Raw genomic sequence first — 16,279 nt, 5'->3', positions numbered from 1 at the left:
ATATTATGAAAGTAAACAAAAGAATTACGGTTTTAGGTAGTTGTAATACGGATATGGTTGTTAAGTCGGCACGGTTGCCTGTTCCCGGAGAAACTGTTCTTGGAGGTACGTTTATGATGAATCCCGGAGGGAAAGGAGCAAATCAGGCAGTAGCAGCGGCTCGCCTTGGTGGTAATGTAACTTTCATTACTAAAACAGGAAATGACCTTTTTGGTCGTCAATCTTTAGAATTATATGCCGATGAGAATATCGATACAGATTACATTACTTCCGATCCGGACCTGCCATCAGGAGTAGCGCTTATTACAGTAGATGCCAATGGTGAAAATTGTATAGTTGTTGCATCCGGAGCAAATGGTACCTTGGGGAAAGAAGATCTGAAAGAGGCAAAGCAAGTAATTACCGAATCGGATATATTACTTATGCAGCTTGAGATACCTATCGATACGGTTGAGTATGCTGCGAAAATAGCAAACGAGAAGGGGGTAAAAGTGATTCTTAATCCGGCACCGGCTTATTCATTATCTAACGAATTGTTGAAAAACATATATATTTTAGTGCCGAATAAGACAGAGGCTGAAATTATTTCAGGCGTTAAAGTCACAGACTGGGATAGTGCCAAAGAAGCTGCGGATGTTATATGTTCCAAAGGTGTGGATATTGTGATCATTACGCTTGGTTCGCTAGGTGCATTGCTGAAAGAGGGTGATTCATATCATCAGATCCCGGCTGAAAAAGTAGAGGCTGTAGATACGACAGCAGCTGGCGATACTTTCTGTGGAGCGTTATCAGTAGCTATTTCCGAAGGGAAAGATCTGGTATCTTCGATCAAATTTGCCAATAAATGTTCGGCGATATCTGTCACCCGAATGGGAGCTCAGGCATCTTTACCTACAAGGCAGGAAATTATTTAAATGGTTTGGACTTCAGCTTATTATAAGGTGAAGTTCAAAAAAATAAATATATAGTAAATTGTTAAATCTTAAATTTTTAGTAGCATGTTTATAATCGATAGTTATTTCGTCGCTGTGCTGTTTTGTATTGTTACTATGATTTGTTGGGGATCATGGGGTAATACACAAAAATTAGCAGGCAAAACATGGCGGTACGAGCTTTTTTACTGGGATTATACAATAGGTATCTTATTGTTTTCCATTATAATGGCTTGTACTCTAGGTAGTTTTGGCGATGCAGGAAGAAGTTTTTTTGACGATCTCCAACAGGCTGATAGTAAGATGCTTATAAGTGCTGTTATTGGAGGTGTTATTTTTAATGCATCCAATATCCTGCTTTCTGCATCTGTATCCATAGCCGGACTTTCTGTAGCTTTCCCTTTAGGGGTAGGATTAGCATTGGTGTTAGGTGTTTTTATCAACTATTTTAGCACACCTAAGGGTGATCCTGTCTGGCTTTTCATCGGTGTTTTGCTTATTGTTGTAGCCATCGTTCTTAATGGTCTTGCAGCCAGTAAGAAGGAAGACAAATCTTCAGATAAGAGTAATGCAAAACGAGGAATTGTATTAGCAGCAGTGGCTGGTATACTAATGTCGTTCTTCTATCGATTCGTAGCAGCAGCTATGGATTTAGAAAATTTCGAGTCTCCAACACCCGGAATGATAACTCCTTATACAGCATTTTTTGTATTTGCTATAGGAATATTTCTCAGCAATTTTATTTTCAATACAGCATTAATGAAGAAACCTTTTGTAGGTGAGCCGGTAACATATAAAGCCTACTTCAAAGGTAGTTTTAGTACACACATGGTAGGTGTGTTTGGAGGTTGTGTTTGGGCTTTAGGTACATTGTTCAGCTATATTGCCGCGGGTAAAGCGGGAGCTGCAATATCCTATGCATTGGGACAAGGTGCTCCTATGATAGCTGCTCTATGGGGTATCTTTGTATGGAAAGAGTTTAAAGGATCTAATAAACAAATAAATCTATTATTATCTCTCATGTTCGTCTTCTTTATATTCGGACTTGGGTTGATAATCGTCTCCGGATCAAATTAATATATTGTCGAGACGGAAAGCAAGCAAGTGCTATTTAATTACTAACAAGAAGCCATAATGAAAAACAGTAAACAAATGTTTACAGGAGCCCTCAAGCTCTTGTATACCACCCTTTTTTTACTTCTGTTGGGTGGGGTGACGCACATTAGCGCACAGATAAAAGTGACAGGGACAGTCTCAGATGATATAGGAGAGCCTTTGGTTGGAGTTGTTGTTCTCAATAATTCTAATCAGTCGATCAATGCTGTGACAGACCTTGATGGAAAGTATGAAATTAGTGTAGAAGAAAATGCCGTTCTGCGATTCTCTATTTTGGGTTTTGAGACTCATCTGGAAGATGTAAAAGGTCGTAATCATATTAATGTTTCAATGATCCCAAGCAATCAAATGCTTGATGATGTAGTTGTTATCGGATATGGATCTGTGAAGAAAAAAGATCTTACAGGAGCAGTATCTGTGATCAAAACCGAAGCTATTAGAGACAGAGCCTCATCAGATATTGCGGGAGCACTTAAGGGACTTGCATCAGGGGTGAAAGTAACATCAGGAGGACTAGCAGGCTCATCTGCAACCATTACTATACGTGGATTAGGGAATCTTACCAATAATGAGCCACTTTATATTATCGATGGATTTCCTTCTTCGGGGGGGCTTCACCTCAATATGCAGGATATAGAATCGATACAAGTATTGAAAGATGCGTCATCAGCCGCAATTTATGGGTCAAGGGCTGCTAATGGGGTTATTATAATAACAACAAAGCAGGGAAAAGAAGGACCCTTGAAAGTAGAATTCAATGCTCAACTGACCTCCAATTGGTTACCTCGTTACGACTTGATGGGGGCAGAAGAATATAAGCGAATGAATGATATGGCCTATGATGAGGCTATTCGTCAAGGGATAGATGGTGTAACCTCGCGTCAAAATCATTTTGAAGGAGATACTGACTGGCAGGATGAAATGTTGAAAAACGGGTTAATTCAAAACTATAATATATCGCTAGCAGGCGGACAAAAAACGGGTCGTTTTTATGCCTCTCTTAACCGCATGAGTGATTCGGGTACAGTGATGGGTACAGGTTATGAAAAATATGGATTCAGAGTTAATACTAGTGGAGAAAAAGGAATCTTTTCATATGGTGAAAACTTATTCTATACTACCTCGAAAAGAAAAGGATTGAATGGAAATCCGTTTGCAAACTTCATTGCCATGTCTCCTACTATTCCGGTATATGACGAGAATAATCCCGGAGGATTTGGTTATGGAAATCCCGACAGGGCAAATACCTATGGATTAAATCCTATAGCTATGCAAAACTTGCATACGCAAATGAATAGGGAGAGTTCTCTGAAGGGAAATATCTATGCGCAAATTAATTTGTTTAAGATGTTTTCTGCAAAATTGAATATAGGATACACCGAATATGATGGTACCACTAATTCACTTCGCAAAGTCGGAAACTGGACTATGGGACAAGGAACTGATAAATCGTATATAACTAAAGACAATTACAAGAGCCGTACTTTCCTTATCGAGCATACATATAACTTCAAACATAAGTTTGGAGATCACGATGTTGATGCTTTATTTGGAGTGTCAAACCAGAGCGACAGAGGGGAACAGCACTATACAACACGTCTTGACGTCTTGACAAATAATGGTGAGTATATTCCTACTATCGATGCTGCAACAGGGACTACAACCGGAGGTTCACACGTAGATCGTGCCGCTTTGATATCTTATCTTGGTCGTATCAATTATTCTTATGCCGACAAATATTTGTTTTCTGCCACTATGCGTAGAGATGGAACTTCTCGTTTGCCAAAAGTAAACAGATGGGAAACTTATCCTTCATTCTCTTTGGGATGGCGGATTAGCGAGGAACGTTTTTTCAATGTACCATTTATAGATGCTCTTAAAATTAGAGGTAACTATGGTATTCTTGGAGGTAGTAATATCGGATATTGGGACTATCAGGCCATTATAAATACGGCGCCACGTGCCATTCTTGGTTCACCGGAGCAAATTGCTATAGGTATGACACAATCTAAGATTGTAAATAGCGACCTACGCTGGGAAAAGACAAAGCAGTATAATATAGGGTTCGATGCTACAATGTTGGATAGCAAACTTACAGTTTCGGCAGAATATTTCTCATCTAAGAGTGAAGATGTATTAGTATATCTTCCTATTTTGCTGACAACTGGTAATGCAGGGGGGAATCCGGCAGTGAATGCAGCTAGTCTTCGTAACAGTGGAGTTGAAATAGACTTAGGCTGGAGAGATAACATCGGTAAAGATTTCTCTTATGGAGCATCTCTAAATATTTCACGTATAAGGAATAAACTGTTGAAGCTCGGATATGGACAAACCGAATATTATGAATATTTGTCAAAGGCCGAAATTGGACAACCTTTGGGTAGTTTCTATCTATTCAAAACACTCGGTATATTCCAAAACGAAGAACAAATTCAGAACTATAAGAACTCTGAAGGAAAAGTTATTCAACCTAATGCTGAGCCAGGCGATGTGATTTATGCAGATACAAACGATGATGGAATAATCAATACCAATGACCGTCAGATAGTAGGCTCCCCGTGGCCAAAGTTAGAAATGGGATTATCGCTTACTGCAGCTTATAAAGGATTTGATCTTTTGGTTAGCGGTTATGGTCGTTTTGGTCATGATGTGTGGAATGGCTCTGCTGCCGCAGCTGCTGATATGGCAAATAACCAGAATAACTTTAAAGGTTATAACCCTTGGACACAAAGTAACCCAAGTATGACAGTTCCACGTGCAGTATTTGGCGATTCAAGAAATAGCAGAGGTGATCAGGACAGATGGATCGAAAGTGGTTCTTTTTTCCGCATAGGGGAAATTTCTTTAGGATATAATTTACCTAAAACAGTTTGTAGCAAAATATATATGGATAATGTGAGAGCAGGTGTAACCTTACAAAATCTGGTGACTTTCACCAGTTATTCCGGACTAGATCCTGATTTCAACGATGGCGGAATTTTTACACTATCGGCTGATAACTGTTCATATCCTAACTATAGAGCTGTATTATTCTCATTATCACTTGGATTTTAATAAACTTAGAAGCTATGAAAAAAATATATGTAATAATACTCATCGTAACTTGTGCCTTTACAAGTTCGTGTAGTGATTCGTTGCTCGATATTGACAACAATAATACGGTGAGTACCGGAAACTTTTGGAATTCAGAAGAAGATATTAATAGAGGGGTGATTGCAGTCTATAATATGTTTTACAAACAAGGAACGTGGACTCGTAATATTTATACTCAAATGAATGGTTCGGCTGACGATGGTGTAAGTTATGCCGGTTGGACCGAGTTGCAGGAATGGTCTAAATTTATTTATACCAATTATAACTTCGATGAAGTGAATACTAAAATATGGGGCGAACATTATAAGGCTATTTTTCGAGCCAATCAGGTATTAGATCATATTAATGATGTGCCTTTTTCAAATGAAGAAAAAAGAAATGATCTTATTGGTCAAACTAAATTTCTTCGGGCATTCTATTATTTCTACCTTACTGTATTGTATGAAGACGTTCCTTTAGTGTTGACAACCTCATCAGCATCAGATCGTCCTGAGCAAAAGAAAATGGATGAAATATTCGTTCAGATAGAAAGTGACCTGAAAGATGCAATAGAAAAACTTCCTGTAAAAAGGGAAGCTGCCAATGTAGGACGTATTACCAAAGGTGCTGCTTATGCTTTGCTAGGCAAAATGTATATGCAGGCACACCGTTGGGATGATGCACGTAAATGTTTCGAATGGTTGGTCGATGGTGATGGCAAATCATTATATGAATTAATGGATAACTACGAAGCTAACTTCAGAAATGACACAGAGAATAATAAAGAGTCGGTACTCGAAATTCAGTTCTCTCAGCTCAATAATACAGGTTTTGATGTAGATTTCGACCCCAACTCCAATTTGGGATCACAAATAGCAATAAATCATTCGCCAAAAGGTCTTGGATGGAACAATCTCCAGGCTCGTCGTTGGTTGATTGACTATTTTAAACGAGAAAAAACAGTTGATGGTACAAATGACCTACGCCTTTATTACAGTCTTTGGTACGACGATGCTGCGACTGATTTTCCTGAAATTGATAACCATCTCATTTATGGACGTACATGGGATGAAGATCCTACATGGGGCGATCAGGTATTTATCAAAAAATATACAAGTAAGCTTAGCGGTAGAGAAACAGAGTTCTACTGGCATGATATTAATTTCCGATTAATACGTTTTTCTGATGTATTGTTACTTTATGCAGAAGCTCTTAATGAGCTTAGCTCAACGCCATCAGCTAAGGCCGTAGAATGTATGAATAGAGTAAGGGAGAGGGCCAAACTTCCTAAGATAGAAAATAGTACATATTACAATGGAACTCTCATTACAAGTAATAAAGACGCTTTTCGTGAGCAGATTAAGATCGAAAGGGCTTTAGAGCTTAATCTTGAGTGTGTACGCTGGATCGATCTTAAACGCTGGGGATTGGATCAACAATCGGTGATTGATCAGTATAAACAACGTGATGAAGACTTTAAAAACTTTGTGGTAGGTAAATCATATCGTATGCCTATTCCTCAGTCAGAAGTGGATAATAATCCTAATTTGCAACAAAACTATCCGTATTAATTCTGCGGATGAACTAAAATAATCAGAATCTGATCTGTCCGGCATTGAAAGTCGGGCGGGTCAGTTCACTTAAATAAAAAACTAAACCATGAAAAAGAAATATTACAGTCTTATTGCACCTTTCTTCTGCTTGGTTGTATTCATATTATGTAGTAGTGGTAAGAAGAAACAGGAATTAATACCTGAAATCAATTATGAATTTAGTGGAGGCGCCGGCCATTACAACTATGCACCGAGTGTTATTCAGGACGAATATGGCATTCGTTATGCTTTTGTTTGTCAAAATCTCGAACCTTTCAAAATTGTAGACTATGTTTATCTTTTCAAAGGAATACCTACTAAAGACGGGTATAAATGGCAGCCCGGAACACGTCTTGTAGATCCTTCCGAATCGGGTTGGGATAATATTCACATCTGTGATCCCGATGTGCGTGAGTATAAAACTACTTATAAGGGTGAAACATATAATTGGATTATGACTTATCTGGGGGTAGACCGATGGGATTGTAATCACAACCAAATTGGACTCGCTGTTTCTAAGAGTATAGATGGCCCTTATATCAAATATGAAAACAACCCTATTGTTTCATTCAGCGATACCACACAGTGGGGGGTAGGGCAAAGTACAAGCGTTGTTCTTGACGATAAAACAATACGTATGTTTTATACCAATTCTAAAGATGGTTTTTCATATCGTGATATGGATTTAAGCAATTTGGATAAAATAAATATAGGAGAAGAGAAAAATTTGTTTCCACATGGAAGAAATCGCTATGTATCTTATTCCGATAAATATATCTTTTTGGTTTCGGAATTGAGAGATAATGACAGTCAAATCCCGACATGGGTAGGAGCTACATCAGAAGTTAAGTATATTCCTATCAGCAAAGGATTGCACACTCCTTATGACGAATGGATTACATTAGGGCGTATAGGACCTAAAGAAACGGGCTTTCCCCGCAATCATAATCCGGGATTCCTTACCGATACGAAAGGAAATCTGATGAATGAAGATGAGCTTATAGTATACTTTACACCTGCTGTGACAGGTGAAAATTGGCTTTGGTCGTATGATATGTATTCTGCATATTTTGACCTAAAGCATTTCTTAAAATGATAATGTAAGATGAAGATTCAGAATATAAAGTTTTTAATAATACTTTGTTTTATACTACTATCTGTCGGAGCTGTCGCTACGGAAAAAGTTCCTATAGTAGTTATCACAGATTGTTACCATCCTTATCAGGATCCGGGCGACAATTTGGATCTTATTCAGGGCTTTGCTTCTCCTTATTCTGATCTCAGGGCTGTAATACTTGATATATCCGACGCTTTTCGTAAAGATACCGCCGATCATCCTACTTTATGGAAAGATCCTAGAGGTCCGCGCGAAGGAGCGATTATTCAGGTAGAGCAACTAAATTATATTTTTAATCGTCGCGTTCCTTTTGCTTATGGACCTTTGGAAATGATGAAAAGTGAACAGGATAAGATGCTCGATATACCGGCTTTCGAAGATGCGGGAATCGATTTGTTGTTTCGCATATTGAGACAGAGTAATGAACCTGTCGATGTGCTGTCTTTCGGTTCGGCACGTGTGTTAGCCGTTGCTTATAATCGAGAACCTCAACTGATGAAGAAAAAGATCAGACAGATTCATCTTAGTGCCGGAACAGCTTCTAAAGATTATGTTTTAGGTTCCGATAAGGGAGCAAATATGATTCCGGGAGGTGAGTGGAATGTAGCATTGGATGTATTTGCATTTACACGATTATTACGTTCCGATTTGCCGATTGCTATTTATCCATGCGCAGGTAAAGACGGAGGTTTCGTTAAGGATGTGAATAATACTTATTGGACGCTTCATTCTATGGATTTTCTCAGGGAGATGTCTCCAAAATTGCAAGCATACCTCGACTTTTCCTTTGGTCAGAGTCTTAAGTATGATTATCTTAGAGCAATGGATGCCGGAGCTGTTTATAGCAATGGCAAAGATTTACAATTCAATGAATTTTTTATTTGGGAAACAGCTATATGGCTCAATGCCTTACGTCAACAAGTAGTAAAAACAGTTGAAGGAGAATATCTTATCAGGCAGCATAACGAAATCCTACCATCCGATAAGATTATAGTTAATAGCCTACGTCCATGTAAGTTGACCGAAGTGAGAAACGATGGACGATTTCAGTTTGAATATACAGATAAAACTTCTAATTTTAGTATCTATTATCGAGACAATCCGGATGAAAATGATAGAGCAATGAATGTTGTAGTACCTCAACTCTTCAAGTCTTATCATCCGTAAAAATTAAATATTAAACACAATAAATACCATAAAATGAAAACGAAATTATTAACATTTACCGCTATATGCGCCATATTTATGGCATGTAATCCGAAACCTAAAGCTGTAGAGAATACCGAAAAAGAGTCGAAAGTTGTGAAGATGATTTTCGAAACCGATATGGGAAATGATGTTGACGATGCCTTGGCTCTTGATATGATTTATAAGTATATAGAAGCCGGAAAGGTAGATCTATTAGCTATTTCCAGTAATAAGGATAGTAAATTCTCGTCCGAGTTTATAGATATAATGGCTACATGGTATGGACATGCAGGAATCCCTATTGGGATAGTAAAAAATGGGGCCGACTGCGAAAATGATGCAGTAAATTATGCACGCAAAGTATGCGAGATGACCACCGATGGGAAACCAGCTTTTACACGTACATTGTCAAACTATGAATCATTACCTGAAGCAACAAGGTTGTATCGTAAAATATTGGCAGAACAACCGGATAGCTCGGTTACATTAGTTTCGGTGGGATTTTCTACTAATCTTGCGCGTTTACTCGATACACCAGCTGATGAATATTCGCCGTTGACAGGAAAAGAACTTGTGGCTAAAAAAATAAAGTTAACATCAATTATGGCCGGACATTTTGTCGAAAATCCTTTTGCCGAATATAATGTAAATAAAGATATTTCTGCTGCCCGGAAAGTTTTCGAGGAGTGGCCTACTCTTATTGCCGTATCACCTTTTGAGGTAGGTATAGAAATCAACTATCCGGCAACAAGTATCGAGAACGACTTTAACTGGGGAGTACCTCATCCTATGGTTGAGGCTTATAAAGTATATCAAAAAATGCCTTATGATCGTCCTACGTGGGATTTGACTTCGGTACTCTATGCTGTGGAAACCGATACTAAGTATATGAATGAATCGCCAAGAGGTATAATAACAATAGATGAGAAAGGAATAAGTCATTTCAAAGAAGATCCTAACGGGAAGCATTATTATTTTAAGGTAACTCCGGAGCAAGCTGAGACTATAAAAAATCACTTTGTGAAACTTATCAGTCAGAAACCGGCTAAATACCAAAATTGATGAAGCGATTGCGTTTTTTTTTGATAAGAGCTCTATCCTTACTACTGCTGTTTTCTTGCAGTAGTAAGGATAACGAAACAATTGATCCTGCACCTAATCCTAACCCTGATCCGACGCCGCAGACATATACTTTTGAGAATATAACATCTGTTTTCGAATTTGAGAATCAAAGCCGATATGCTTATGCTCCTACACTTATACGCGAGGACAATGGTAATGTACACATGTATTTTTGTGGAAACCCACAGGAGCAGATAATGGTAGACAATGTATATCATATCTATATGAATGCAGACGGTTCTAAATCAGAAGCAAAAAGTGTGGTACAGCCCGGGGCATCAGGAGCATGGGATGATCATCATATTTGTGATCCTTCGGTTGTGGGAGGAAGTTTCAAAATGAATGGCAAGTCTTATAAATATGCAATGGCATATCTTACAAATAGCTATGCTGTCTATTTTAACGAAATAGGAGTCGCCTTCAGCAACGATCTGTCAGCAAACAACTGGGATAAATATCCGAAACAGATAGTGGAAAAAACATGGTCTTATTCGTCAGACCAGCTTTTGCCTAACGGTGGTAAATCGTGGGGAGTAGGACAACCTTCAATACTTTCGGTAGATAAGCAGGGGAAAGTAATGTTGGTTTACACCATTGGTGATATCGACGGTACTCGTCTGGCTTGGGCTGAGATGGATTTTTCCGATATGGATAATTTTGAGAAGGTAACACCTGTTAATATGGTCGATAAAGGTTTGATGCAGCTTGATGTGACAAAGAAAGATTATACCTGCAATTCCGATTTTGCCATAGATCGTGATGCAAACACGATTGTGATGGTACGCCCCGTCCAACCTAATGCAACGGATTATCCAACATATCTGAATAAAACCTTAGAGGTGAATTATATGTCGTTAGATGATTTTAAAAGCTCTACCGGAACATGGAAAGTACTGTTACGTATCAAGCCTGAGACGACGGGTTTTCCCCGCAATCATAATGCAGGTATTGAACGTGACCAATATGGTGAAATTAGTAATTGGGAAGAGCCTGTAATTTATTATACAACAAGCAAAGCCGCTCCGGATGTTGAAGCTTCAGGCAATAAGCATGCCGAATGGACATATTTTATACGTAAAGGGCAGGTCGTGAAAAATAGTAAATAAATAGTATGCAAACATAGTTTTTGAGGGTAGAATATGAATAAAGTTAACGCATTGATTCTTTTGGTCAATTCCTTGAGCAAAGCTGAGAAAAAAGCAATTTACCTTCAGTCTGATCTTATATCAGGAGTGAAGGTATATCTCGAATTATTTAAGATGATAGAGTCAAAAAAGATTATAGACGGTAAGGTGTTGGCAAATGAGTTTGCGCTCAGATTTCCCCGAACCAATTTTCACCCTACAGTCAAATATCTATACGATTTTATATTGAGTGTTCTAGTCAAGCTCAAGGTAACACAGAACAAAGAATATAGTTTGTATAATAAGCTTATGGCGGCCAAGCTTTTATATGAACGCAATCTGGATAAAGATTACTATGCTACCCTCAAACAACTGAAAAAAGAAGCAAAAGAACACGAACTTTATCATCTTTTACTTACTATCGAACGTATGGAGTTGGATTACCTGCGTATTTCGGGATTTATAAATCTCTCAGAAAAAGATTTACTGAAAAAACAACATAAAATGTCTGATACATTTAAGACAATCAGGCAAATAAATGAGCAGTCTTCTCTTTATGAATTACTCTTGTTACGTATCGAGAAAACTCCGGCATCACAAAGAGCCAAGCAAAAACAATTCTTGAATGATCTCATTGTAAGTGAAATAACATTAGTATCTAATCTCAAGCGTGATGTGTTTGAAATTCAGAAGTTGCATCAGCTTTTCCAAGGACATTATCTGATTTATGTCGGAGACTATAAATCAGCAATCAATTCATTTATTGAACTGGATAAACTCTTTGTAGACAATAAAGCTCTGTGGAGCAATCCACCTTTTTACTATGTTTCTGTTCTTGAAGGTATATTACAAAGTTTTCGTGCAATCAGAGAATATGATAAATTAGATTATTTTCTAAGAAAATTGCGGAGTATAGATTATCCGTCGCAAACATTCGATGTAGAAATACTTTGCATAGACTTTATTTATAGTCTGGCTCCCTATCTTGATAATGGTATAGAAAAAGAATCAGTAGAGATAGTTTCGAAATACACTTCATCTCTTATTCAGAAACGAGAGCTGCTCACTCCGTATCGCAATATGCAACTGGCTTTAATGTTGGCTAAGGTTCATATGCTAAGAAAAGATTATGGTGCGGCAAATAAACAATTATCTCCTATTGTTTATGGTGATAGTTATGTAGATATATGGCTTTATCATCCTATACAGTTACTTAATCTAGCAGTTGATTTTGAATTGGGAAATTATGATCTTATCATTTCTAAAATACGCTCTATCAAGCGTAAAAATACTTTAAGCCGTAAGACATCTAAATTCGAGAATGTATTTTTTCGGTTCCTCAATTCTGATTTGAGGTATCTTTCTCCAGAGAAGAAAGGTCAGGAGAAAGCTAAACTCGAAGAAGAACTGGCTCAACTAGATATCAGCCATGAGGATCAGCGCATCCTCAAATTATTCGATTTTCGTAAATGGATGCTTTCTAAATTTGAGAATTAATAAAGGTGCGTTAACCATTATCTTTTTTATTATTGCTTGTATGCCAATGTTGGTATTTGAAACAACGAGCTTATTACAAACTATGCTTTTACCTGCTAACTTTTTGAATATCTGTCATTACTTATTGTAAAAATTAAGCCTTTATATATCAGCCATATATTATGGCTTTCTGGCTTTTGTGCTTGTTTTTAGAAAGTATTAAAATCTCTATTAATTGTATATTTTCTAATATTTTTACGTACTTTCGAATAAGGATGTTTGTCTTATTAAGTTGCGAGGAAACTGAATTACAGTAATTAAGATTGAAAACGAGTAACTTATTTTTCTGTTGTCAACATATACTACAGACTAAACATTTGAATATAAAACCTAATAATTCTAACGATACCATTATATTGGTGAACTAGCTTATTCCCAATTTGTTATAATTGATAAAGATGGGATTAATTAAAAACTATACTTATTAGAATATGTCTAAACTTACTTCATTAATTCTGTTGGTTAAATCTCTTTCTAAATCAGAGAAAAAGGCATTAACTCAACATGCTTTGCAGACAGAAGATAATAAGTTGTATCTGAATTTATATGATATAATAGATAAAGAAAAGTATGCAAGTAAAGATTCAATTACTAATATTTTTCAGAAGAAATATCCTGAATCTTCATTGATAGCTAATGTTAAGTATCTGTTTGATCTTATCTTGCATGTTATAGTAGATTTGAGCATTAAAAAAGATAAAGAGTATGAGTTATACAATTCGTATCTAAAAACAAAAATATTACGAGAAAGAGGGCTTTATGATGATTACTTATCGTTGATTCAGGAAACGAAAGAAAAAGCCCGCGACATAGGTGAATATAATCTATTATTAACACTTCAAAGAGAAGAGCTGAAGAGTGATTCGTTAGATTATTTTTATGACCTGAAGGAAGATGAATTATACAAAAAGGAACAGGATATTTATGATAATATAAAGATTATAAGGCAAATTAATGAGCAGTCATTTCTTTTTGAAATGCTTCGGTTCAAGATTGAAAAACATAAATCTATCGAGACTGATAAGTCGTATGTATATGATGACCTGCTAATAAGTGAGATGACTTTGGTTTCGTCATTGAAAAATGAGATATTTGAGATAAATAGGCAACACCAACTTTTTCAGGCAAGTTATTTCATGGGCATCGGCAGCTATAAAAGCGCTCTAAATTCTTTTTCTGAATTGAATAAACTTTATCTGAAGAACGAGCGGATTTGGAGTAATCACCCCATATCATATGTAATGATATTGGAAGGAGTTCTTGAAAGCCTTAATAGGATGAGGCTCTTTGAAGAAATGCGCACATATAGAGAACAGTTATTATTATTAACAGAAAAATATCCCTCTGTGGGCCTGGTTTTAGAAGTATATGCAATAGACTTTCTTTATTCTGTAGCTCCAAATATGTATAATCAAGAATATAAAACCTGTTTGAATCTGATTAATCAATATCAGGATATTCTTATAGATAAACTTTTATTGCTCTCTCCAAGATTATTTTTGAGTGTAACAATTTGTCTTTCGGGAATATATCTGATGAATAAGGATTTGGTAAAAGCAAGAAAACTGCTTGCCCCCATTATTAGAAACAATACTTATTCCAGTCTGAAAATATTTCGATCGGTACAATTATTAAACCTCATAATCTATTATGAGCTTGAAGATACGGATTATATTGAAGCGACAATTCGTTCAATAAAACGAAAAAATAAAAAACTGAATAAAGAAACTCAGATAGAGAAATTTCTGTTTAACTATTTAGAAATAGAATGGAAAATTCTATCTAAGGAGAAAGAAGATATATTGAAAAAAAGATTTAGAGATAAAATAATGCATACAAAATATAGTATAGAGGATCATCAGTTAATGAAGGTCTTTGATTTTACGGAATGGATATTGATTAAATTGAGATAATCTTTCATATCTATAGGTTTGTAAAGTAATTGATTAGTAATGTTTGCATTGAGTATGCTTTTCTCTTTGGGCTAGGTTTGTATATCCCTTATTGGGTGAGAAGACAAATTAAAATTCAATTTAGAATCATGGAAATGAAAAAAATCATAGTTCTGGGTAGCTGTAATACAGATATGGTAATACAGGCTGCACATTTACCTGTGCCGGGAGAGACTATTATTGGAGGTGAATTTATGATGACTCCGGGAGGGAAAGGAGCTAATCAGGCTGTTGCTGCCAGTCGCTTGGGAGGAAATGTGACTTTTATAACTAAAATAGGGAATGATATATTTGGCCGACAATCACTAAGACTATACCAGGATGAGAATATTAATACAGATTATGTTTTTTTAGATACTAACAATCCATCAGGGGTGGCACTGATAACAGTCGATAATAATGCAGAAAACAGTATTGTTGTGGCATCGGGGGCCAATAAAACTTTGTCTAAAGACGAAGTGGAGAAATGTCGTAATGAAATAGAGAATGCAGATATTCTTTTAATGCAACTTGAAATACCTCTCGAAACGGTAGAATACGCAGCCGAAATGGCTAATAAGGCAGGCGTTAAAATTATTCTAAATCCCGCTCCGGCTTCTATTTTGCCAGATAGTTTATTCAAAAATATAGATGTAATAATACCTAATATTACAGAAGCAGAATTGATATCCGGCGTTAGAGTTAATAATTGGGAAAGTGCAAAAGTAGCGGCTGATATTATTAGTCAGAAGGGAGTGGACACTGTAATCATAACCCTTGGATCGCTTGGTGCTTTACTGAAAGTGGATGGAGTATGCTATGAATTTCCTGTTGAAGAAAAAGTAAAAGCAGTGGATACAACAGCTGCCGGAGACACATTTTGTGGTGCCCTGTCTGTCGCTTTATCAGAGGATATGTCTTTCGCAAATGCTATTCGCTTTGCAAATAAAGCTGCGGGAATATGTGTAACTAAAATGGGGGCACAGATATCTATTCCTTATAGGAAAGATGTCGTTTCATTCTAAATATTAAACACATCTAGCTATTCTATAATTATTACTATTACTATTACTATTGTATATTGCAGATTGTATATTTTGAGCATTGGATACATTCGTTTCCAATAGCAAAGAGTTTTTTAGAAAATCGAAAAATTAACATTAATTAGTAGATTGCAAATAAGTAGGTTAAGTTGAACAGGGTTTATACTTGGTTAACTTTTTCATAATTGTATATTTCATTTAACTAAAATGAGCTACCTTTGTTACGATTTGGTGATGTAAATGGATATTCATCCTTTACATAAAAGGGAATCCGGTTAAAATCCGGAACAGTACCCGCTACTGTAAGTTTCATTATACCATTTCGAGCATTCTACATGCCACTGTTAAAAACGGGAAGGCGCTCGAAACGAAACAAGTCAGGAAACCTGCCAAATTATATAATTAACATATTCCCGGGGTTAGGAGTATAATATGAACCATAATTTATTTTTTCCTTTAATGAAAAATGTACGCTTTTATGGGCACGGTCATGCCTTTAAGAAAAA

General features: G+C 36.6%; 11 protein-coding genes and 1 riboswitch. All 11 genes read left to right on the top strand.

The genetic code is table 11. From position 1 onward, the window contains the following. Positions 1-5: 5 nt before the first annotated feature. The 11 genes from rbsK (JGH11_RS07225) (at position 6) to rbsK (JGH11_RS07175) (ending at position 15,755) form a co-directional block, all read left to right on the top strand. Entirely contained in the window at positions 6-914 is a 909-nt protein-coding gene (rbsK, locus tag JGH11_RS07225) for a ribokinase (RefSeq protein WP_201110905.1), read from the top strand. 84 nt (positions 915-998) lie between these two features. Beyond that, complete coding sequence (locus JGH11_RS07220; protein WP_201110900.1) at positions 999-2,009, top strand: GRP family sugar transporter; 1,011 nt, start codon at positions 999-1,001, stop codon at positions 2,007-2,009. A gap of 57 nt (positions 2,010-2,066) precedes the next feature. Beyond that, positions 2,067-5,102 (top strand): TonB-dependent receptor, encoded by a 3,036-nt coding sequence (locus JGH11_RS07215; RefSeq protein WP_236263900.1) that lies wholly within the window; start codon positions 2,067-2,069, stop codon positions 5,100-5,102. 14 nt (positions 5,103-5,116) lie between these two features. Then, positions 5,117-6,691: a RagB/SusD family nutrient uptake outer membrane protein gene (locus JGH11_RS07210; protein WP_201110899.1), complete on the top strand. Its 1,575-nt coding sequence runs from the start codon at positions 5,117-5,119 to the stop codon at positions 6,689-6,691. A gap of 88 nt (positions 6,692-6,779) precedes the next feature. After that, entirely contained in the window at positions 6,780-7,808 is a 1,029-nt protein-coding gene (locus tag JGH11_RS07205; protein ID WP_201110898.1) for a hypothetical protein, read from the top strand. A gap of 9 nt (positions 7,809-7,817) precedes the next feature. After that, on the top strand, positions 7,818-8,996 hold the full coding sequence (locus JGH11_RS07200) for a hypothetical protein (protein ID WP_236263899.1): 1,179 nt from the start codon (positions 7,818-7,820) through the stop codon (positions 8,994-8,996). Between the two features lie 33 nt (positions 8,997-9,029). Beyond that, the gene (locus tag JGH11_RS07195; RefSeq protein ID WP_236263898.1) at positions 9,030-10,079 is read left to right on the top strand and encodes a nucleoside hydrolase; all 1,050 of its coding nucleotides are present in this window, start codon (positions 9,030-9,032) and stop codon (positions 10,077-10,079) included. Then, a complete protein-coding gene (locus tag JGH11_RS07190) occupies positions 10,079-11,245 on the top strand; it encodes a sugar-binding protein (protein ID WP_236263897.1) in 1,167 nt (388 codons plus the stop codon). The genes JGH11_RS07195 and JGH11_RS07190 overlap by 1 nt, the downstream gene beginning before the upstream one ends. A gap of 33 nt (positions 11,246-11,278) precedes the next feature. Next, positions 11,279-12,760 carry a hypothetical protein gene (locus JGH11_RS07185; protein ID WP_201110897.1) on the top strand — a complete coding sequence of 494 codons (1,482 nt, stop codon included), beginning with the start codon at positions 11,279-11,281 and terminating at the stop codon, positions 12,758-12,760. Positions 12,761-13,230: 470 nt separating this feature from the next. Beyond that, entirely contained in the window at positions 13,231-14,712 is a 1,482-nt protein-coding gene (locus JGH11_RS07180; protein WP_201110896.1) for a hypothetical protein, read from the top strand. Between the two features lie 134 nt (positions 14,713-14,846). Further along, the gene (gene rbsK / locus JGH11_RS07175) at positions 14,847-15,755 is read left to right on the top strand and encodes a ribokinase (RefSeq protein WP_236263896.1); all 909 of its coding nucleotides are present in this window, start codon (positions 14,847-14,849) and stop codon (positions 15,753-15,755) included. A 230-nt stretch (positions 15,756-15,985) separates the two neighbouring features. Next, a riboswitch (cobalamin riboswitch) is annotated at positions 15,986-16,182 on the top strand. Positions 16,183-16,279: the final 97 nt, after the last annotated feature.

Source organism: Dysgonomonas sp. Marseille-P4677, assembly GCF_016652235.1.
Classification (GTDB): Bacteria; Bacteroidota; Bacteroidia; order Bacteroidales; family Dysgonomonadaceae; genus Dysgonomonas.
Note: the sequence above shows the minus strand (reverse complement) of the source record. Positions and strands in the feature narration are given on the sequence as shown.